This window comes from Candidatus Nitrosopumilus sp. (assembly GCF_965223225.1).
Lineage (GTDB): Archaea > Thermoproteota > Nitrososphaeria > Nitrososphaerales > Nitrosopumilaceae > Nitrosopumilus.
Map to the genome: position 1 here is coordinate 989,412 of NZ_CBDCVU010000004.1, position 22,419 is coordinate 1,011,830.

20 protein-coding genes are annotated in these 22,419 nt (G+C 36.4%); 11 read left to right on the forward strand and 9 right to left on the reverse strand.

Translation table 11 applies throughout. From position 1 onward, the window contains the following. Window positions 1-97: 97 nt before the first annotated feature. Window positions 98-238, reverse strand: a complete 141-nt coding sequence (locus ACOQN3_RS06490) for a hypothetical protein (RefSeq protein WP_420545670.1) — start codon at window positions 236-238, stop codon at window positions 98-100. Window positions 239-427: 189 nt separating this feature from the next. Between ACOQN3_RS06490 and ACOQN3_RS06495 the strand changes: the two genes are divergently transcribed. Continuing rightward, a complete protein-coding gene (locus ACOQN3_RS06495) occupies window positions 428-1,567 on the forward strand; it encodes a 3-hydroxyacyl-CoA dehydrogenase NAD-binding domain-containing protein (protein ID WP_420545671.1) in 1,140 nt (379 codons plus the stop codon). A 126-nt stretch (window positions 1,568-1,693) separates the two neighbouring features. Here the strand turns inward: ACOQN3_RS06495 and ACOQN3_RS06500 are convergent, their stop codons facing one another. Beyond that, window positions 1,694-2,200, reverse strand: a complete 507-nt coding sequence (locus tag ACOQN3_RS06500; protein WP_420545672.1) for a TIGR00725 family protein — start codon at window positions 2,198-2,200, stop codon at window positions 1,694-1,696. Between the two features lie 75 nt (window positions 2,201-2,275). Between ACOQN3_RS06500 and ACOQN3_RS06505 the strand changes: the two genes are divergently transcribed. The 4 genes from ACOQN3_RS06505 (at window position 2,276) to ACOQN3_RS06520 (ending at window position 3,704) form a co-directional block, all read left to right on the forward strand. Next, window positions 2,276-2,398, forward strand: coding sequence for a hypothetical protein (locus ACOQN3_RS06505; protein ID WP_420545673.1), 123 nt, complete (start codon window positions 2,276-2,278; stop codon window positions 2,396-2,398). Between the two features lie 181 nt (window positions 2,399-2,579). Continuing rightward, window positions 2,580-2,804, forward strand: a complete 225-nt coding sequence (locus ACOQN3_RS06510) for a hypothetical protein (protein WP_420545674.1) — start codon at window positions 2,580-2,582, stop codon at window positions 2,802-2,804. Between the two features lie 286 nt (window positions 2,805-3,090). Continuing rightward, window positions 3,091-3,501: a hypothetical protein gene (locus ACOQN3_RS06515; RefSeq protein WP_420545675.1), complete on the forward strand. Its 411-nt coding sequence runs from the start codon at window positions 3,091-3,093 to the stop codon at window positions 3,499-3,501. Between the two features lie 2 nt (window positions 3,502-3,503). After that, window positions 3,504-3,704 (forward strand): C2H2-type zinc finger protein, encoded by a 201-nt coding sequence (locus ACOQN3_RS06520; protein ID WP_420545676.1) that lies wholly within the window; start codon window positions 3,504-3,506, stop codon window positions 3,702-3,704. 3 nt (window positions 3,705-3,707) lie between these two features. Here the strand turns inward: ACOQN3_RS06520 and ACOQN3_RS06525 are convergent, their stop codons facing one another. The 3 genes from ACOQN3_RS06525 to tuf are packed head-to-tail and all read right to left on the reverse strand — an operon-like array spanning window position 3,708 to window position 5,558. Next, window positions 3,708-3,902: an RNA polymerase Rbp10 gene (locus tag ACOQN3_RS06525; RefSeq protein ID WP_420545677.1), complete on the reverse strand. Its 195-nt coding sequence runs from the start codon at window positions 3,900-3,902 to the stop codon at window positions 3,708-3,710. A gap of 38 nt (window positions 3,903-3,940) precedes the next feature. Beyond that, the gene (gene rpsJ, locus ACOQN3_RS06530; RefSeq protein WP_420545678.1) at window positions 3,941-4,249 is read right to left on the reverse strand and encodes a 30S ribosomal protein S10; all 309 of its coding nucleotides are present in this window, start codon (window positions 4,247-4,249) and stop codon (window positions 3,941-3,943) included. A 10-nt stretch (window positions 4,250-4,259) separates the two neighbouring features. Further along, window positions 4,260-5,558, reverse strand: a complete 1,299-nt coding sequence (gene tuf, locus ACOQN3_RS06535; RefSeq protein ID WP_420545679.1) for a translation elongation factor EF-1 subunit alpha — start codon at window positions 5,556-5,558, stop codon at window positions 4,260-4,262. A gap of 205 nt (window positions 5,559-5,763) precedes the next feature. Between tuf and fbp the strand changes: the two genes are divergently transcribed. The 3 genes from fbp to ACOQN3_RS06550 all read left to right on the forward strand — a co-directional run bounded on the left by fbp (window position 5,764) and on the right by ACOQN3_RS06550 (window position 8,890). Beyond that, complete coding sequence (fbp, locus tag ACOQN3_RS06540; RefSeq protein WP_420545680.1) at window positions 5,764-6,918, forward strand: fructose-1,6-bisphosphate aldolase/phosphatase; 1,155 nt, start codon at window positions 5,764-5,766, stop codon at window positions 6,916-6,918. 117 nt (window positions 6,919-7,035) lie between these two features. Further along, complete coding sequence (locus ACOQN3_RS06545; RefSeq protein WP_420545681.1) at window positions 7,036-7,791, forward strand: hypothetical protein; 756 nt, start codon at window positions 7,036-7,038, stop codon at window positions 7,789-7,791. 121 nt (window positions 7,792-7,912) lie between these two features. Next, a complete protein-coding gene (locus ACOQN3_RS06550; RefSeq protein ID WP_420545682.1) occupies window positions 7,913-8,890 on the forward strand; it encodes a hypothetical protein in 978 nt (325 codons plus the stop codon). A gap of 16 nt (window positions 8,891-8,906) precedes the next feature. Here ACOQN3_RS06550 and ACOQN3_RS06555 read toward each other — a convergent pair whose 3' ends face one another. Beyond that, on the reverse strand, window positions 8,907-14,804 hold the full coding sequence (locus ACOQN3_RS06555; RefSeq protein ID WP_420545683.1) for a glycosyltransferase: 5,898 nt from the start codon (window positions 14,802-14,804) through the stop codon (window positions 8,907-8,909). Window positions 14,805-14,913: 109 nt separating this feature from the next. Between ACOQN3_RS06555 and ACOQN3_RS06560 the strand changes: the two genes are divergently transcribed. Then, window positions 14,914-16,251: a hypothetical protein gene (locus tag ACOQN3_RS06560; protein ID WP_420545684.1), complete on the forward strand. Its 1,338-nt coding sequence runs from the start codon at window positions 14,914-14,916 to the stop codon at window positions 16,249-16,251. Between the two features lie 2 nt (window positions 16,252-16,253). Next, window positions 16,254-17,294 (forward strand): hypothetical protein, encoded by a 1,041-nt coding sequence (locus ACOQN3_RS06565; RefSeq protein WP_420545685.1) that lies wholly within the window; start codon window positions 16,254-16,256, stop codon window positions 17,292-17,294. Window positions 17,295-17,353: 59 nt separating this feature from the next. On the opposite strand, the gene ACOQN3_RS06570 is transcribed toward ACOQN3_RS06565, so the two are convergent. From ACOQN3_RS06570 to pckA, 3 genes are all read right to left on the reverse strand, one after another. Then, entirely contained in the window at window positions 17,354-18,376 is a 1,023-nt protein-coding gene (locus ACOQN3_RS06570) for a CARDB domain-containing protein (protein WP_420545686.1), read from the reverse strand. 167 nt (window positions 18,377-18,543) lie between these two features. Then, a complete protein-coding gene (locus tag ACOQN3_RS06575; protein WP_420545687.1) occupies window positions 18,544-19,752 on the reverse strand; it encodes a phosphoglycerate kinase in 1,209 nt (402 codons plus the stop codon). A 132-nt stretch (window positions 19,753-19,884) separates the two neighbouring features. Next, window positions 19,885-21,507 (reverse strand): phosphoenolpyruvate carboxykinase (ATP), encoded by a 1,623-nt coding sequence (pckA, locus tag ACOQN3_RS06580; RefSeq protein WP_420544800.1) that lies wholly within the window; start codon window positions 21,505-21,507, stop codon window positions 19,885-19,887. Window positions 21,508-21,677: 170 nt separating this feature from the next. Between pckA and ACOQN3_RS06585 the strand changes: the two genes are divergently transcribed. Further along, window positions 21,678-22,379 (forward strand): nucleotidyltransferase family protein, encoded by a 702-nt coding sequence (locus ACOQN3_RS06585; protein ID WP_420545688.1) that lies wholly within the window; start codon window positions 21,678-21,680, stop codon window positions 22,377-22,379. The last annotated feature ends 40 nt before the right edge of the window (window positions 22,380-22,419 follow it).

Here is a 22,419-nt window from a genome sequence, read left to right on the forward strand (position 1 = left end):
CATATCCTGTTTAGATGAATTATTATCAAAATCATTCAATTTAAGGAAATCTAAAATATCAGGATTCTAAAGTATGTTTTCAAGAATACATTAGCATTCAAAGATCAAACTCTTCTTCAATTTCATTTTTGGACATACTAGTATCACGCTTCACTATAGTAAAGTTACAATGCGTACAAGTGGATTCACCAGAGTCATATTTTAAACCACAGTTAGAACAAGTGATTATTTCACCCACAGAATATCTCATAAGAAGGAGGATAAAAATCTTGGAAGTTGGATCTGAAACTATGAATAAATGCCAAAGAACATAGACAAAATTACAGGAATACTAAACGTTTTCATTTAAGATTTCTTTGTTTAAGATCATATTTTGACATGTTAAACTTTTCAAATACATTATAAGGGATATTGATTTGGCAGTATTATGGCAATAAAAAACATCACCGTTTTAGGTTCTGGAGTAATGGGACATGGGATTGCTCAGGTTTCAGCAACTGCAGGATATAATGTAGTATTACGAGATATCGAACAGGGATTTTTAGACAAAGCAATGGAGAAGATAAGATGGAGTTTAGATAAATTAGTAAATAAAGAAAAAATATCCAAAGAAGAAGGAGATTCAATTTTTGGAAGAATCAAACCAGTCGTAGATTTGAATGAAGCAGTAAAAGATGCAGAGTTAGTAATAGAAGTAGTACCAGAAATTATGGATTTAAAGAAAAAAGTATACGCAGAGCTAGACAAGGCTGCAAAACCAGATGTGATTTTTGCATCCAATACAAGCACACTACCAATTACAGAGATTGCAAACACCACATCTAGACCAGAAAAGTTTATTGGAATTCATTTTTTTAATCCCCCACAACTAATGAAACTTGTAGAGGTAATTCCAGGCGAAAAAACATCGCCAGAAATTACAGATTTAACAAAAGAATACGTCAATTCCGTAAATAAACAAGCTGTAGTATGCAGAAAAGATGTTCCAGGATTCATAATAAACAGATTATTTATTCCGATGGTTCACGAAGCATGTTTCGTAAAGGACAGAACAGGAGCATCATTAGAAGAGATTGATTCGGCAGTAAAGTTCAGACTCGGTTTCCCAATGGGAATTTTTGAATTAGCTGATTTTACTGGAATGGATGTAATCCATAAAGCAACAACTGAAATGCATTTACGAGACAAAAAAGTAATCAATCCACATCCATTAGTTGAAAAAATGTTTGATGAAAAAAAATTAGGGCAAAAGTCGGGTGAAGGATATTACAAATATTCGGATGATAAATACGAGAGAGTTGCATTATCTGAAGAATTAGCAGAAAAATGTGATCCTATTCAATTAGTTGCCAACATAATAAACAATGCTGCATGGCTCATCAGTAATGGTGCAAGTGATGTTGAAGAAATTGAGAAAGCAGCACGATTAGGGTTAGGATTGAAAAAACCATTATTTGAAACAGCAAAAGAAATTGGAATTAAGAAAATAGTTGATGAATTAAACAAACTTGCAGAAGAACATGGAGAATTTTACAAACCAGATCCATTACTAGTCTCAATGCAATAATTATTCTACAACGTCAGACCAAAAATTCAAAGACAATAAATAGAAAATACCGCAAATAAAGAAGAGACTGTATTTATGAAATAAAAACAAGTACCTAGTTCTACGAATATTTCAAAAAACAATAGTTTAAGATATCAATTTCAATATAGTATCAACTGCATCTTGAGCATTATCAACTCCAATTATACGAACATGTTCCCTATGATCAATAAAGCCATCAATGTATGGATCGATGGAACCACCAAGATTCCGTATTGCAACCATTGGTTTTTTACTCATATATGCGGCACAAACTTCAGACAAAGTCCCAGACCCGCCACCAATAATTATTACACCGTCAGCAGAAAGTGCATTTAAAAAGTCTCGGGTAAAACCCATTCCAGTAGGTATAACAATATCACAAAAATTATTCGCCATTTTAGGATCATCTTGAGGAATGATTCCAACGCATAATCCATTTGCATCATTTGATCCTTTAGCTGCAGCTTCCATCACTCCACCTAGACCACCTGTGATCAAAACGGAATTAGATTTAGCAATTTTAGATCCTATTTCATAAGCAATTTTCTCAAGTTCTGGTGTGCACCCATTTGTGTTATTACCGACCACCAGTATCTGTCGCCTCTTAGCCACATTCGCACTAGATTGTATGAATTGAAATATCTTTCCAAGCGTAAAGGATATTAGTCAATAACAAAGAAGACAAGTATGGAAAGACGTTCAATGCCTGTATGTTTTACTGAGAAACAATACAAGATGATCGAAGAATTTGCCAAGAGAAATGGAATGCTAAATGCAAGTCAGGCTCTTGAGAAGATCCTATCCAAGTAAACAACAAGAAATTTTTATTTTCATTTTATTCTTTTAATTTCAAATTTAAACAAAACTACATGCAATTATTGTGGTTCATAAATAGAAAAACGTATCATACAGTCAAAAGAATAAGATCGCATTATACGTATCCTGGAAATTACAAAATGGGTTTATTATGGTGTTAAATATATGCAAAATATTGAAGATCAGAATTTATCAAAACGACAGAATTATCAGAGCATATCACTCCCCACATGAAGTCATAGTGAGACCACAAGCAAAGAAAGTGGAAATTTTTGATACTACAGATTCTCTGATAGAATCTTATGATTTATTGGAAAAAGATCTATCATGGTTAGAGGATGAAAAAACAGATTCTGCAGAAATTGTGTTAGATTTGAAAGTAGGAAAGCGAATACAGTAATATCATCGATAAAAAGTCAAATTAACCAAAAAAGTATCAAAGTAAACAAGAAAGGTTCACTCTAATCTCCAAAAGGAGTTATTTTTTTCCTTTTCATGACAGGTACAAGAACAAAACTCTTGCATCGTAACATAACCAGTACAATGATCATGAAGATCAACCCGACAATATTTTGAAATAGCCAATTAACTCACGATGGGAATTCTACAATATTATAAAAACATAATCAGGCAATATACAAGAAATAATGCATATCAATTAAATTATTTGACATACTAGGAAAATTATGGGCCTTTTTAGCAGAAAACCAGCATTTTGTAGTGTATGTAATAAAGAATTAACCCACAAACACAAGCCAAAGAGGGAATGGAATATCAAAGGACCATTATGTGGAGATTGTCATTTTGACAAATCCAAAGAATACTATGAGGGGAAGGTACGGCAACCATGTGCAGTATGTGGAACTACACGAAAAATCACAGATTTGTGGGAACCTAGATGGCAATGGGATATGGAAGGATTATTGTGTAAGGATTGTTTTGATAAAAAAGAAGAATCTCACGATAAAAAGAAAAACTTCTGTGCCCTATGTGAAGGAAAAATGGGGCTAATAAGATACAATCCCAAGGGAAAATGGAAAATTGAAGGTCAGCTTTGCAGAAAGTGTTGGGATGAAAAAAAGGCAGAGTTAGGATAAAAGTGAATTTTTTTAAAAAAATAAAATGCGACGTTTGTAATAAAAAATTTTCAAAACAAGAAGAAATGATGAATCACAAACAAATCACCCATGGAAAAGATTTGAAATATGATTGCAAGCAATGCAACAGATTTTTTTCAAACATGGAGGATATGAGAACTCACCTACAGAAGGAACACAGTTACAAAAAAGACAAACAATAAAAGCTAAATTGCTTTAACTGTCTTCACTACAGGAGGCCTTACCTTAGTAAAAACTCTAAACCCACAAATACATTTGATTTCAGGCAAACGAGATAATTCAGTATTTGATACAGTAGTCCCACATCTCAAACAAGAATAGATCACATCAAATGTTTCAGTAGGTGCATCTTCAATAGAATCAAAATTTTCCTCAGCCATAAGTTTCACCAATACATCCATAATTTAAGGATACCAGACTATGTAAGGGATAATTCAATGTACACGTCATCAGGGATTTTTAATCTCATTAGTTGTCGAATTGCTTTATCATCAGCATTTATGTTGATAATCCTTCTATGCATTTTCATTTCCCATTTTTCATATGTCTCAGTTCCACTGCCACAAGGAGACTTGCGAGTAGCGACATGAAGTCGTTTGACAGGTAAAGGTGTTGGACCTTTTACTTTGACACCAGTTTTTTTACCTATACCCATGATCTCACCGCATACATTATCCAGTTTTGGTAGACTGGTGGAGGTGAGTTTTACACGGGCGGTTTGAGTCATAAAATTCCGCCTATGGAGTATACTCTTCAGTAATTTCTTTTACAATTCCTGCTGCAATGGTTGCACCCATATCTCTGAGAGCAAATCTACCCATTTCAGGGAATTCTTGGAAAGTTTCAATGCAAGTTGGCCTTACAGGTCTCACCTTAACAATTGCAGAGTCACCAACCTTTAGGAATTTTGGATTTTCCTCCTCAACTGCCCCGGTTGCAGGATTTATTTTTTGAAGGAATTCAGTCACAGTTGCAGCAACTTGAGCAGTGTGAGCATGCATTACAGGAGTGTATCCTGGAGCAATTGCTGTTGGATGGTGAATTACGATAATTTGTGCTTTGAATTCTTTTGCAACTTTAGGTGGAGCATCAGGAGTACCAAGAACATCACCTCTCTTGATATCTTTCTTTTCAACACCTCTCAAGTTAAAGCCGATGTTATCACCCGCTTCAGCAGAAGGCATCTCTTGATGGTGAGTTTCAATGGATTTAATTTCTCCAGGAGCACCTGCAGGCATTACAACAATTTTATCGCCTGCTTTCATGGTTCCGGTTTCAACTCTTCCTACAGGAACAGTTCCAACTCCAGTGATTGTGTAAACATCTTGAATTGGGACACGTAATGGTTTGCCCACTGGTTTCTCAGCTACGGTAAAGTCATCAAATGCTTCAAGTAGTGTCTTACCACTATACCAAGGCATATTTTCGGATTTCTTTACCAGATTGTCTCCTTTCCATCCAGAAACTGGAATGAATGGGACATTTTCTAGTTTGTAACCAACAGATCTTACGAGTTTTTCACCTTTCTCTTTTGCTGCTTTGAATGCATCTTCAGAGTAGTTACTGTCATCCATTTTGTTGATTGCAACGATAAGCTGATTTACGCCCAAGGTTTTGAGTAAAAATGCGTGCTCTCTTGCCTGACCACCAGCAGCAATTGCGGTATCAGTTTCACCTTCTTTAGCTGAAAGTACTAAAACTGCTGCATCTGCTTCAGAAGCACCAGTAATCATGTTTTTAATAAAATCTCTGTGACCAGGAGCGTCAATCAAAGTGAAGAAATACTTTGGAGATTCAAATTTTTGGAAAGCTAGATCTATTGTAATTCCTCTTTCTCTTTCATCCTTAATATTGTCCATAACCCATGCATACTTGAAAGTATCACCTTTTCCGGTCTTCTCGGATTCGGATGCATGTGCTGCAATTGTTCTTTCATCTACAACCCCCAGATCCATTAAGAAATGACCCATAGTTGTTGATTTTCCATTATCAATATGACCTGTAACAATCAGGTTCAAGTGTGGTTTATCTGCCATATGATGTGCGTATCTGAGGGCATTTATTACTGTTATGAATTTTTGAAGTTTTTTTATTTTTTTTTGAAGAATTTTTAAAATAAAAATAAAACAAAAAGTCCAATAATGTCGTAATGACAACTCACATCTTATTACATGATGTATTTCTTTCACATATCCACATCAAAGTACAACACATAAATCAAAGAGACAGAAGACACATCCCATGAAGATCACAGTTTCTGTTATCAAAGCCGACGTTGGCGGAGTAGGAGGTCATACAAGACCAAGTGATGGTCTAATTGAAGCAGTTAGAAATACCATCGACAATTCAAAAGATTTGCTTATTGATTATTACATTGGATATGCTGGAGATGACGTCCACATTGTGATGTCCCACACACATGGAACAGACAACCAAAAAATCCACAAGCTTGCATGGGACGCATTCATGGCAGGAACCCAGGTTGCAAAAGAAGAAGGGCTGTATGGTGCAGGACAGGATCTTCTAAGAGATTCATTTTCAGGAAATGTCAAAGGAATGGGTCCAGGGGTTGCAGAGATGGAGTTTGAAGAAAGGCCAAACGAGGCATTCACAGTATTTGCAGCAGACAAGACAGAGCCTGGCGCATTTAACTATCCAATCTACAGAATGTTTGTAGATGCGCTAAGCAACACAGGATTGATTGTAAACAAGAACTTGGCAGGCGGTGTCAAGATGAACATCATGGATGTTGAAGAAGGAAAGGTTGCAGAATTAGAGTTATGGCAAGACAAGCCAACAATAGAGGCAGCACTGATGTATCCGGGAAGATACGTAGTAGATACAGTAACCACAAAAGACGGGGAACCAATACTGGCAGCATCAACTGACAGACTGCACAACATTGCAGGGACATATGTTGGAAAGGATGACCCAATATGTTTAGTCAGAACCCAGAAACTATTTCCTGCAACAGAAGAGGTAGGAAGTGTCTTTAACAATCCGCATTACGTTGCCGGAAACACAAGAGGAAGCCACAACATGCCCCTAATGCCAGTCAAGCTAAATTCGGCTGCAACAATCAACTTTTGCATTCCAATAGTAGAAGCATTGGTGTTTAGTATGCACAATGGAAAGTTTACAGGACCATTTGACGGATTCTCAACTCCAGACTGGGACTATATCAGAGAGAATGCAACAAAGAAGGCACTTGCAATAAGAAGTCAGGGATTCATACATCCAGCTACCCTGGTTCCATCAGAACTGGAGTATGCAGAGGGGTACAGGGCAAGAATGGATGTGTTGGAGGCCAAGATGAAGCCAATGGAAGGCGCAGGTGGCAATGCCAGTTCATCTGATGTAGAAAAGAAGAAGGAAAACTACGAAGATCCAGACTAGCCGGTAGAGAAGAGTAAAAACAGAAAAACACGCAGTCATAAGAGCAGACAGTAAAGAAGTGTCTAGATACACGCCAACAGAGAAGCACAAATATAGTTGTGATTCATGGTCTGTTTAATGGCATTAGATTCTAAAGAAGGAGCGTCTAATTCAGAAAAAATATTTAGAGAAATTCAGACAGAACATATGATTTATCAGATAAATTCATCTGCAGATGCAAAAAAAATTGCAGATAAAATGAAAAAAGACACAGATGAAATTGCAAAAGCAATGGAGACTGCACGTCATACAGCGTATGAGAGAAAAATTTCAACAGACGAGATGAAAATTAGTTTAGCAGACAAAAAAGAGAAGATAAGAACAGCACAAAAAGAGTTAGAAAACATACAAAAAAATGTAGAAAAAGCCACAAAAAAGAATTCAGACTTGCAGATTGAAACAATCAAAATCGAGTCTGCAATAGACAAGATAAAGGATGCATTAAATGATTTAGATCAGAAGTACTTAGAAAAATCTCAAAGAGATCTTACTGATGCTCTTGTTAAAGTCACATTAGAATCAGAGAAAGCACAAAGTGAATTAAAAGCATTAGAAAAATTAGAATCGATAACAAATAGAAAACTTCAGGAATTTGAAAACGAATACAGCAGATTAGAATCCATCACTAACGAGAAAATTAATGAGACAGAAAGGACTGTATCTAATGTGACTACGACCATTGAGCACATCATAAATACACATGATCAAATGACAAAAGTTTCAAAAGATCTACTAAAATCAGCAACGTCTACAAAGGTACCATTTACACAACAAGTCAATTATGAAATTCAACAAAATTCCCCACAACAAGAGTTAGAAGAATCAATAGTCTAAAATTCGAAAACAGAATTAGTTATTTAGTAACTTAGGATTTGAGAATACACATAAAGTACAGTACACAGGTCTAACCTCATGAACAGTTTGGAATTAATCAGTGTACGAAGGAGATAAAAGATTGTCAGAATCAAGTATTGAAAAAAATAGACTTGAGAACATAGATCTTATGCAAATTGAATATTTCTCAGATTTACCTATTTCAAAAAGAGAAGTCATAGTTATGGAATACAGCAACCCAATGGCAATCACAATCAGAAAGTTTTTGACAAGTGTTGGTTTTGAAGACGTCCACATATGTAAGGAAATCAAAGATGCTGTCAGAATTTTTTCAGATTTCATAAACAAAGAAGTAAGCGTTCCAATCATAATAGATGACAACATATCATATGAAAACATAAAAAGAATCGTAAATGAAGTTTTTGAAATTCAGCCCAATGCAAAAATAATAATAATTACAGCAAAGGAAAAAAACGACATCCAAATTACAGAGTTGTTAAGTGCAGGCATATCGTCAGTAATACAAAAACCACTGAGTCTTCAATCATTCAGAAATGTGTTTTCACATATTTTTGAAAATAATGACCAAGGTCAAGGAATGATGGCAGAACAGAGCTTTGAGTTTATACGAACAGCATCAGAAAGAATAAGTCAGAATAAAATTCAAGATATTTTAAAAACAAGCAATATAGAAACAGAGAACCTAATTAAAAAATCATCAGAATCCAGAAACATAATGTTGGAAACAGAAATACTAGAAGCTGCATGTAACCAATGCAACTCAACAAATATCACATATATCGCAGAATGTCCAAACTGCAAAGGAATCAATTTCAAACAACAGAACCTCATAGAGCATTATTACTGCGGAGAAGTATTTCCAAAAGAACCAAACAACACAACATGTCCAAAATGTAACAAGGAAATTGGTGCGGTAGGAACAGATTATAGAGAATTCAGCGATTACTATGTGTGCAATAGTTGTAATGACAGGTTTCCAAAGCCATTATCAAGATTCAATTGCCTAGATTGTAATAATTTCTTTATCGAAAAGTTGGCAGCATGGAAAAAAAGTAAGATATACAGAGTCCGAAGTTAGAAAAAGACATACAGATTTAGGACCAGCTGGATTTCTTTCCAAAATACGCTCTAAGATATGCCCTCAAATTAATCATTTTCAGATAGGGTCTGTAAACAAAAGTCATTATCGGAACCAGATATGCAAGACGTCCGAAGCTTCTTTGTCCAGAATAAAGAACTGCAAACAAGAAGATTACAAGTTCTGATAGCATAAACAGCAACATGACAAAAGTTAAAGAATAAACAAGAATGTGGAGACTGTCTGAGATTATCATTATCACGACAATTAATCCAAGTACTGCCAAGCCCACTGGAAACAGCATAGATAAGATAACATCAAGTAGGAACATGTCGAAAAATGAAATCTTATCTTTAAATGGGAATTTTGAAGTTAAGATATTTTTATTTTTAGACAAAGTTTGGAATTGCCCATACGCCCATCTGTTTCTTTGACTAACCCAGGTTTTCCAATTATTAGGACAATAGGTATACGCAATAGAATCTCCAACAAAATAGATCTTCCCCTTTGTTTTTCTTAGTTTCAAGGTAAGATCAAAGTCTTCAGTCAAAGTGTCTTTGTCAAAGGTATAGACATCCATGAATGAACTTTTCTTGAAAATTCCAAAAGCTCCAGATATAACCAGGAGGATTTGGAAAAAGGATGTAAAACGCCTTCCAAGTTCAATTGCAATCATGTATTCGTAAGTTTGTAATCGAGTTAACAAATTATCAACACCATCGTCACCTGAAAGAATTCGGACGTTGCCAGAAAGTGCAACAACATCTCTATCAGAAAGGTGCTTTGCAGCATTTTTCAAAGCATTTTTGTCAAGCAGCGTGTCACCATCCATACATAAAACATAATCCCCAGTAGCGTAATTTTTTCCGTAATTGAGTGCAGTGGCTTTTGAACCACTTGCAGTATCTCTATGAACTAGCTTGATCAGTCCTCTCTCAGCAAAAGAATTTGCAATGTGAAAAGTATTATCCTTAGAGCCATCATCAATCACAATAATTTCTTTGTTAGGATAATCAGTTGCAAGAGCAGTTTCGATGGATTTTTGAATTCCGTATTCTTCGTTATGAGCAGGAATCAGAATGGTGATTTTCGGATTATAATGCAATCCAATTCCAAGATTTTTGGATTTTTTGTGTACGAAATGGATGGCAAAAAATATTGTCTTGAGTGCAGTGCGTATGTAATCAAAGATAACAGGAAAAATCATCACAATAATAGAGACCAGAGGGAAAATAGGAAAATAATACTGTAGCCAATCCATAAAAGATTCCCCAGAAATTCTGAGTATGCCATAATCACGTAATGGGATGTTGGCCACATTATTCTCGGAAATTTTATCATAAATCATAATTTTGTCATATTGGTTAAGATCAACACCGTGAACAAGAAAGTTGTTATCACCAGCATTGATTTTCAGATCACCTAATTCTTTAGAGTTATCATTATCGTTACAAGTATAATGAGAACCAGATGAGACCAAGCAAGCAATCAAATCAGGACCATTGGTTAGGATATTCCCAGATTCTGTGGAGACGTATTCAAACTTGTCATATTGGATGAAGAAATTTTCAATTGTGATCAAAGAAGAATGATCAATACTCTTTGATTTGGCCTGACCAAATACATCGTGATCATTCAAACCAATCAAAAATCCAGTATTTTTAACAAAATCCTTAGATTGTATCTTCGGCTCAGATATGATGTTAAATGCAGAGACAAATGAATTTGTCATACTAGTAATAGGAGTAATAATATCTACAGCATCATACAGATCAATTGTAGCATAAAGGGTTTCAGAAAATTGGTCATAAACTACAATAACGTCATTTTTTTCAGTATCAATATCATTTAACAAATATTTTGACGCTAAAAGATTTTCATTTAATGTTCCAAGATAATGACTACCAACATCATAATTGCCCAGGAAAGTTCCAGTATCCCCATCATATTTGAACAGGTTATTAGGATCATTTCCCATCAAGTACAAATTTCCATCTTGCCCATAGAGTATTTTTTCTATAGAATCCAAACCATTTTGGCCAGGAGTTAGAAATACATCTGAGAACTGGCCAAGAGTAGTAAAACGTAAAACCGTATTTTCCCCATAATTAGAAACTAACACGTAGCGTCCATCAGGACTTAATGCCAGCTCTGTTGGATATTTTAACATGCTGTTGTTTTCAAAGAAATTTTCAATCAGTTCTCCAGTTGCAGCATCATATGCAAATAATTGGTTGGTTGCAGGACTACTAGCAAAAAGATATCTCCCATCATATGTAAAAATAATATCTCTCAAGGGAATGGGAGTTTGGTTTGGAGCAAATTTAGTTTCAGCAGCATCAAAATTTGTAAAAATATCAATTAAGCCACTTTTTTCTACATCATAGCGATAGATATTGTTATCAATCTCATTGATCACGTAAAGATTTTGATCCGGTCCAAAAGATATTCCTCCAGGCCTCATATTATCACTAAAATCCCGAATAAAAACATCTAACGTATTAAGGTCAATAGAATACTCCAAGATTTCATTATTGGCACTATTTGCAATATACAGACTATTGCCATTTAATGCCAGCCCCTGAGGATGTTGTAATATTCCATCACCTCCAACGGGAATAATAGCAGCATAGGATTCAGCTGACAGATCATAAGCGAAAATCTTATGGTTCTTGTTACTTGCTATGTAAAGAATTCCATTTTGGTGATCATAGCTCAGCCCATGTGGGGCAGATAGTCCATGCTCTTCGGATAGTAATGAAGAATACTTTTCATTTTTAAGATCATACAAGCCAACTTCGCCTTTGACTGTGTCAGATCCAATAAAACTCACAAACAAAGTATCATCAGGCCCTAAAATCAAGTCATGAGGTGCAGAAGGTAGATCAATAAAATGTAAGAAAGAACCCACATTCAAGTCATATTTAAAAATCCGATTTCCACCACTGCTCGTGACATAGAACACATCAGTGGTTTCATCCACAACCGTGCCTACAGGTCCAAACAGCCCCCGATCACGACTCGGGACAAACTCAGATTCAAAAGAACCATCATTAAGAGCATATCGTAAGATTCGGTTATTATCATAGCTGCTCACATAGATAAACAAATCATCAAACGACAATCCCTGAGGGTTATCCAAGCCAGATTTATTTTTGGTGATAAACACATCAATAAAATGCCCGTTTGTTCCATTAAACCTAAAAATTTTATCATCACTGGCAACATACAAGTTGCCATCTGGACCAAAGGCCAAATTAGATGGTCCACGTAACGTATCAGTACCAGTTTTGATTACGACTTCAGAAAAAATACCAGTAAGAGAATCGTGTTTAGAAATTTCCCCACTCAAATTATTTGGGACATACAATTCTCCATCTGGACCGAAAACAGAATTATCTCTAGCCACTAAACCATAATTGAAAGATTTGGCCAACAAACCACGGTATTTTCCAGTTTTTTCATCATAGCAATGAACATCATCAGTAAAATAATTACTGACACATATCTTTTCATCATGTAGATCCAAAGTTTTTGGTTGATAAAGATCAGGAGATCTATCAGAAACAAAAGGAAGTGGTTCTGATAATGAATCAGAAATGTTTGATACTTGTATAACCTCATCGGCATCATGGCTAACAGCATACAAATTACCATCGGGGCCAAAAGTCAATCCTTGGGGATTCTTTACAGAGTTAGAATCAACAAACACATCCTCAAACGTTCCGTCTTGGGAATAACGCAAGACTTGGTTGGTGTTGGAGCTGCTTACATAGAGATTTCCCGCAGAATCAAAGGCAAGATCAAATGGTCCATGCAATCCCCCACCACTTGCAAACACATCAATAAAAGCACCAGAACTACCATCAAAAAGAATAACCTCATCAGAATCAGAACTTGCAACATAAAGCATGCCAGATGAATCAAAAGTCAATCCTTGGGGGGCCTTTACAAAGTCAACAAACACATCCTCAAACGTTCCGTCTTGGGAATAACGCAAGACTTGGTTGGTGTTGGAGCTGCTTACATAGAGATTTCCCGCAGAATCAAATGTCAAATCCTTAGGACCACTTAACCCGCCGCTGTTGGCAGCAACAAACACATCCTCAAACGTTCCGTCTTGGGAGTAACGCAAGACTTGGTTGGTGTTGGAGCTGCTTACATAGAGATTTCCCGCAGAATCAAATGTGAATCCAGTAGGTCCGTCTAAACCACCTCTGCCATTAGAATCAATAAAACTATCCAAGAAGATTCCGGTCTGTCCATCAAAACGTAAGATGCGATTATCATTGCTGTTAACGTAGAGATGTTCATCAGGACCAAATTGGGCATAATTAGGACCAGTGATTTCACCATCATGAGAACTGATAAGATTGTCAATGAATGCGCCATTAGAAGCATCATAGCGTAGAATTTCATCAGTAAGAAAACTCGTGACAAACAAATGTTCATTGTCACTGCTAAACATCAAATCCTTAGGACCACTTAGCCCGCCGCTGTTGGCAGCAACAAACACATCCTCAAACGTTCCGTCTTGGGAGTAACGCAAGACTTGGTTGGTGTTGGAGCTGCTTACATAGAGATTTCCCGCAGAATCAAATGTGAATCCAGTAGGTCCGTCTAAACCACCTCTGCCATTAGAATCAATAAAACTATCCAAGAAGATTCCGGTCTGTCCATCAAAACGTAAGATGCGATTATCATTGCTGTTAACGTAGAGATGTTCATCAGGACCAAACATCAAATCCTTAGGACCACTTAACCCGCCGCTGTTGGCAGCAACAAACACATCCTCAAACGTTCCGTCTTGGGAGTAACGCAAGACTTGGTTGGTGTTGGAGCTGCTTACATAGAGATTTCCCGCAGAATCAAATGTCAAATCCTTAGGACCACTTAACCCGCCGCTGTTGGCAGCAACAAACACATCCTCAAACGTTCCGTCTTGGGAGTAACGCAAGACTTGGTTGGTGTTGGAGCTGCTTACATAGAGATTTCCCGCAGAATCAAATGCCCAATAGCCACTTTTTGTTACAGACCCATCTTGTGTGAGATATAATCTAAGATCCTTTCCCTTAGAAATCTCAAAGCTGTTTATCTGAAGTGTTCCTTCGTCTTCAAGGTAATCGATTTCTACTGAACCTTTTGCTTCTGAATCACCATAACCATCAAAGAAGCCATACTTTTCTTCCAATATACTAGATTCAATTTTTGGAAGAGGGACAGATTTGATCTCATCTGCATAACCCAACAAAGTATCGCGAGGAAGGAACTGGTTTTCTAATTTTATCTTTGCATAAGGTTCTTTATGAATTTCATCATAAATGACGACTGTGTGATATACATCCAGATCAATATCTGGTATGGCATAATTTTTGCTACCCAATTCGGTTTTCAGTTTATCTAGGTAAATTTCAGGTGAATCTACATTACCCTTACTAAGATAAACGTGTAGTTCTGGAATTTTAAAATCATTTCCAGGTTTAGGATCATATCCAATCTCAAAATGCTCTAATCTCAGATATTCGTCATTTTCGATGATTACGACTATAGATTTTCCCTTAGCATCACGTCCATCCAGACCTTCAAAAAAACCAATTTTGGTAGAAACCAAGGTAGAATCAAGAGTAGGTAAACTACCATGAAGGCATTGTTCAATCACAAAAACATCATTTTGGCTTAATCCCAAGGTAGAAAGTTCTGTACGATCTGAAATAGTCCATATTGTCTTTGCATAAGAAATGTTATTTGAAGACAGGATTTCATGCATCTCTTCACACATAGAATCAGGATTGCCGGTAAAGACTTGTTGAATATCAAGATCAGGTGCTACCTGGAATCCGTAATACGATACAACCAAGAATAAAAGAAACAAGGCAACAAAGAGAAGGGCAATGAAAAAAAGTCTTGCAATCACGAAATGATTCTAACAGATGCCAATTAAAGGATTTATAGAAAAATCAGAACCGTAACAATACAATTAATCCAAGCGGGGGGTATAAATTTGACTTTGATACTATTTTGGTATGTATTATAATCACGTCATAAGATTAGTTGCAATAAGCATTATAACAATATCTTTAGGAATTCAGTCATCATTTGCGTTAACAGAGTCAGTGGATTTGTTTGGAACTATCAATTCAGCAGACTTGGTATTAAATGACATATGGATAGAACCTGAAAATCCAAAGAACAGGGAAGCAGTCACAGTACACGGGACAGTATATAACGCAGGAATTATCCCAACAGAAGCAGTATCCAATGTAGTTACAATCGGATACATAGTAAATGGGGAATTAGTTGAAATTTCACTATTAGAAAATGTTTTGCCCGGAATTGAAAACGGAGTAAAAATATCATCAGGACCTATTTTTGATGCAATTTCAGGAAATTATGTCATCACAGTGATTTTAAACTATCACGACACATTATCACATTTGAGAGACAATCCAGGCAACAACATTGTTCAAAAGGTTTTCCAAATAGGGGAAAAAGCACCATTGTTAATTTCCTCTAATGTTTATCAGAAATATAACGACAGAACAAATGAACAAGAAATAAGAGTAGAAGGAGAGATTGCAGATATTTTTCAAGAAGTTCAAAAAAATAAAGACTTGAGAATAAAGATAGAAGATACAATCAGAGGCAAAGTAATCACAGATACGCATGGGAGATTCACTTTTGACACTACAATACCATTTGACGACAGAATAATAGAAATGCAGACAAATTTAGAAAACGAATCATCAATATCGGACAGCAAACCGATTTTCCCAATCAAATTACAAGACAAGCAGTCAGCATTAGCATTAGAGGTGATTTCAGATGAATTGGAACTAAATTTAGATAGATCAGACATAACTGCAGTCATTTTCCAAGACTCATATGAGAACTTGTTTGGAAAGATTACCACCAATAAAAATTACAACAGGCAAGATACGACCATGAATAATTTTGATTTGAGCATAGGTAATTTCCTGATAAATAAAATGCCTTCAGACCACGAATACATTGTAGAAATATACATGAAAGGTAGAATAGTGGATGCATTTCAAAGAGTTTTCCAAGAAAACGAAGTCATAACAAGAAGTGTGTCAATATCTGAAACAGCCAAAGTTCAATTCAAAATCACTGACAAAAATGGAACACCACAAGATAATGTAGTCATAGAGAATTGGATCTATTCAGCTAGTACAAACAGCGAAGGCCTCACAGAGTGGATAAACACATTGCCAAATTTTACAAGCAATGAACCATATGTAGCAAAAGCAATTTTTCCAGATGGCACAATCGTATGGTCAGAACCTTTTGTGGTAAATGAACAAGAAAGTGTATCAGTAGAGATTATCATGGAGGCAAACTAACAATGGATCATGGGAGATTAAATGCAATATTAATTCCAATTTTTGTAATAGTTTCAACTAGCTTTATCATCATTCCTGCAGACGCAGCTAAAACAGGAAGCTATAACTTTTGTTCAGTGTTTCCAGCATTTCCGGAATGTACAGGATGGAGAACAGAAGCAGTAGATGACAACCACTGGTTTTGTGATTACGTACATCTTGATGGCCTCTGTAAAAACCCACCAGATCCGCAAAAACAGATTCCATTAAGAGGTCATGATCATTGTTGCAGATACATAGGTGACGAAATAAAATCAAGCACACCAATAACAAATAACACCAGCAAAGAAACAGAGTTACCAAAAGAAACTAAAGAATCAATCGAGCCATTAATAATATGGACAGACAAAGATCATTACAATTATCGAGACAAAATCATTGTTTATGGAAAGTTTGACTTTACAAATCCGACAGTAATAGAAAACGCAGATGAGACCAATTTTGATCAAACAGGCAAAAAATCAATAACCTCAGCTATAGACATAAAGCTGAATGGAAATAGAGTGCTCAAAGAAATTCCCATAACCCCAACAGGATGGTTTTCAGCTTTTTTCTTTCATGATAACATATATCGATTTTCAACACAAGACAACCTATTAGAAGTAGAATACATTATTTCGTCAGATGTCATCCCACCAGGGGGTCCAAAGACACACGCAACATATCATTTTACAACAGGAAATATAGCAAAAGAAGACAAAACGTTTGATTTATGGATAGATAAAACAGAATTGCCAAACAAGATCATTTATGGGCTAAATGTAGAAAACAATGAGAGGCTAATCAAACTAGACAGGCTAGATCTAGTAAAAACAAGGATTACAACTCCAGAAGGATACGTCATGCCCATTAAATCAATATTTTCAATCCATGACATATCAGCTGAATACGATGGATTCAAAGAATACGGATATGGTGAATACAAGATACAAGTAACATATGGAAATAATGTTGCCGAGAAGTTTTTTAAGTATGAAAATCCAGAAGGCAGAACAACATCATAAAATATCATCATCATAGAAACACCCTCAAAAGAAGAACTACAAAACCCTAAGGAAAAGTATCAATCAAGAGTTTTAGAAATTTTCACATAGCCATTTTTAATCAGATGCTGCATCCCCAAAATAAAAGAAGAGTCATCAATCAGACCATCTGCCCACCACCCGGCATTATTTTTGATCCAGGACGGAACTTGTTCCTCTGAGAAATCTGCACTAGATGAGTTATCATAGGGAATCTGCAAGACATTATTTTCAATCAGATGCTGCATCCCCAAAATAAAAGAAGAGTCATCAATCAGACCATCTGCCCACCACCCGGCATTATTTTTGATCCAGGACGGAATATCTACAGAATCAGAGATCAAACCCTGAGCTGTTGGAGGTAACGGAAGAAGAGTCAAAGTAGAATTAGACGGAAGATATTGTTCATCCCCATCAAAATAAGCTTCCACATTAACAATATCATGAAGTGGAATAGTGGGCAAAATGCTTGAAGAGCCACGTTCATTTGTGACTAATGTGGAAAAATCTTCATTTAGATATAAAATGATTTTTTTATGTTCAAGTGGTTGATTAGATGCAGAGTCAAATAAAGAGACAGTTATTTGTGGGACAGGATTACCTTTAACAAAGTATTGAGCCGAACTAGTAACAGATAGAACAGTTTCCGATTTTGGAGTTATTAAGAAATCTTTTACAAGTACATTGTCATCAGGAGAATCAAATTCATCTTTTAGCGTGTCGTGGAAGTCCACTACTATTTTGATTTCATGAATTCCGGGTTTAGCCTGCCAAACAGGAGCAGAGGAAATATCTAGTTTATTAGACAAACCAGGTTTAAGATCAGGCAAAGCATCAACAAAGAGAAGATGTCCGTCAACATAATAGCCAACAGTTACAATACTTGCAAAGGTTCCAATATTTTTAATGCCGTTATTATATACAGAGCCAGTTATTGCCACCAATTCTCCATATTTTGGATAAGAAGGAGATATCCCTATTTCATCTAACACCAACTCTGCATCGCTAGGAAGTGCATGTGCAACAGGTACAGACACAAACAATATCATAAAGATAACAAACATGAATTTCATCATAAGTGAAATATTCAACAAAACATAACAAGTCTTTCGGTTCTATCGTCTAGATTGCAAATATGTGTGAAAAGATGATTCAATCCTAACACAAAAAAAATACAAGCTAAAAAAACGAATTTAGGGACAGATGATCCATTTAGTGAAGCGGTCAAAATTTAGTCAGATTTGTGCTTAGAGGCAGCAGACTCAAGTGCCTTTATCATAGGAAGTTTTTCACCCGTCAGATACAATACTAGAGCTCCTCCTGCAGTACTAATATGGTTGATTTTTTCTTCCAATCCTTGTTCTTTGAGAGCAGTAGTCAAATGACCTCCGCTTACAAGAGAGGTTGCCATAGAATTTGCAACAGCATTTAGTAGTCCTCTAGTTCCAAGTGAAAAATCTTTTTTCTCAAAAAATCCAGCTGGACCACTGATAAATACAGTTCCAGCGCTAGCGATGATTTTAGAATAATGATCTATGGTTTTTGGCCCAAGATCATATATCTTATCTCCCGTTTGCAAATCACGAACATCCATATCAACTCGTTGTCCATCTTTATCAATAGCAACATCTACAGGTGTTGTAAACACGTCTGGATACTCACCAATTAAAGCGTGAGCTTTTGCAACAACCTCATCTTCTCTTTTTATCCCAAGAGGATACTTTACTCTAGCCTGAGCACGCATGAATACATTACCAATCAAACCGGTCAGCAACACATGATCAGCACGTCCAGTTTTAATCAGCATTTTAATGGCCTCCAACCTATCTGGAACTTTAGAGCCACCAAGAACTATAACGTGAGGTGCTTTAGCAACAGTCATTATCTCATCCAAGTTTCGCACTTCACGTTCTACAATCCTTCCTGCACATGCAGGTAAGACATGAGGAAACCCAACAATAGAAGGGTGAGACCTATGGGCACTAGGGAACGAATCCAAAACACATAGATCAAACAAATGAGCAAGACGTTTTACCATAATTGTATTTGACGCATCATCGGGTGAAAATTCATAATTTTCTTCTGCACATAGTCTAAGATTATCTAAAAGAAGAATTTCTCCGTTTTGTAGGTTTTTTATTTCATTTTGAGCAGATTGGCCGATTACATCTTCAACATATTTGATTTTCTTGTTTAACAATTTTTCCAATACTTTGACATGTTTGTCCATACCAGTATAGTCATCATTTCCAACTCTCCCTTGGTGAGATGCAATGACCAGTTTACTTTGATCTAATGCTTTTATTGTTTCAATTGCTTCTTCAATTCTTTTGGTTCCAGAAATTTCCATTGTGTTGGAATCAATTGGGCAGTTCATGTCTACTCTTAAAAAAACAGTTTTCCCTTTAAGGTCAAAATCATCTAAAGTTAGTACTTTCACAATTTTCGTATTATTCTCTAGGTTAAATTCTTTAAGATAACAAAATACTCATCTATTTTAAATTCAGGATTTAGAGAAAAATATGAACGGTACAAAATGTGGCAACTAGGAGACATACAGTGCAACACCAAACTACTGCTGAATCTTTGGTCCAGCATCAACTATCTCAGGTGAGACGCCCTCAAACTTCTTAAAGTTCTCAACGAACATCTGAGCCAGTTTCTTTGCAGACAAATCATAAGAGTCCTTGTCAATCCAGGTATTCTTTGGGTCCAACACATCTGATGGAACACCATCAACTTCCATTGGAATATCCACATTAAACAAATCATCATGTCTGTACTTTACGATATCCAGAGCACCAGACAAGGCAGCAGTGACCATTGCCCTGCTGTATTTTATCTTGATTCGTTTTCCTACACCGTATGGGCCGCCAGACCAGCCAGTGTTTACAAGATAGACTACGGTATTGTGCTGGTTGATTTTCTCACCTAACAATTTGGCATAGACAGATGCAGGTCTTGGCATGAATGGGGCTCCAAAGCATTCAGAGAACACTGATTTTGGTTCCTTGATTCCGCGTTCTGTTCCTGCCAGTTTGCTTGTGTAACCTGACATAAAGTGATACATTGCGCCCTCTTTTGTGAGTCTAGATACAGGTGGCAATACCCCCAGTGCATCAGCAGTAAGAAATACGATAACCCGTGGGTTTCCACCAACACTTGGGATTACAGCACCTGGTATATAATCAAGAGGATATGCCACCCTAGTATTTTCAGTTATGCTGTTATCATCATAGTCAGGTGTCTTTTTGTCATCATTTGACAGTACGACATTTTCCAATACGGCACCGGGTTTGATGGCATTCCAGATTTCAGGTTCTGCCTCCTGGCTGAGATTGATACATTTTGCGTAGCATCCACCTTCAAAGTTAAACGTTCCATTATCAGACCATCCGTGTTCGTCATCGCCAATTAGTTTCCTATTAGGATCAGCTGACAATGTGGTCTTTCCAGTACCGGACAACCCAAAGAACAATGCAGTGTCGCCTTTCTCTCCAATGTTTGCAGAGCAGTGCATTGGGAAGATGTTTCTGTCTGGAAGCAAAAAGTTCATCACTCCAAACATTGACTTTTTCATCTCGCCTGCATATTGTGTTCCTCCAATGAGGACAATCTTTCTTGTCAGGTCAATCAGAATAAAGACATCAGTTCTGGTCCCGTCAATTTCTGGAACAGCAGTAAAATCATTGATGCACATTATTGTAAATTCAGGCTCGTGGTTTTCTAGTTCTGAATCAGTTGGTCTGATGAAGAGGTTTCTTGCAAACAGATTCTGCCATACGTGGTCGTTGATTACGCGGATTGGGAGACGGGTTTCAGGATCTGCTCCAACAAACCCGTCAAACACAAACAGCTCCTTGTTATCAACAAATGCCTTCATCTTTTCTAGAATCTTTTCGAATTTTCCAGATGGGAACTGGTGGTTTATCTTTCCCCAGTCTATGGTGTCGTGTGTTTTATCATCATATACGATAAATCTGTCATCAGGTGAACGTCCGGTGTATTTTCCGGTATTTACAGATAAAGAGCCAGTTGAGTTGATGACGCCTTCCTCTCTTTTTACTGCCAGTTCTACCATCTGGTCTACTGTGAGGTTGCGGTGTACCTTTGATGGCGAGATCCCAAATGATTTTAGCTGGGATGAGAACTTTTCTGTAGGCAAGGTTCCTACAATTTCAGCATTAGCAGTCATAGAATAACAGAATCTCCTTGGGTGTGAGTAATAATAACTTCATAAAGAAGGATCAGAGGCATCATAAGATATTTCGAATCGAAACGATTTTCCTTATTATCTCTTACGATAATACAAAATGAAAAGAATCATAGCACAAGAATCATAAACACGTCAAAGAAAAAACGAACATGAAGGCAGTAATTTTAACAGGAGGATTAGGGACAAGATTACAACCATACACTTTATTCGTGCCAAAACCCATGCTGCCATTAGGAGATAAACCACTACTAGAACATTCCATTAATTGGCTGAAAAAAAACAACATAAAATCAGTAGTATTATGCGTAAGCTATTTGCGAAAAAATATTCAAGATTATTTTGAAGACGGTAAAGATTTTGGAGTAGACATAGAATATGCAATATCAAACAAACCGCTTGCAACAGCAGGACAGTTGAAGACTGCTGAAGAATTTATTGATGACACTTTTGTATGTATGTATGGAGATTCAGTGTTTGATTTTTCTCTCAAAAACATGGTAAAAAAACATCAAAAAGACAAGTCGTTTATCACAATGTGCTTATACGAATACAAATCACGCTTGCCATACGGAGTTATCGATACAGACAAGAAGGGATTCATAACAGCATGGAGAGAGAAACCAGAGATTGTTTCAAGCATAAACACAGGATGTTATGTTATGGAACCAGGAGTTTTCCCATATATTCCGGAAGATATGCCTTATGGAATGGACAAAGTGATTCTAAAGGCAATGGCAAAAAAGAAGAGAATGAACAGTTACTCAATAAAAAAAGGATTTACAGATGTTGGAGATATGGAGTCATATACAAAAACATACAAAGAGTTCAAAGAAAAATTAGGAAAAATCTAAAAAATAATTCATAACATGAGTAAGTTGATCATACGATGAA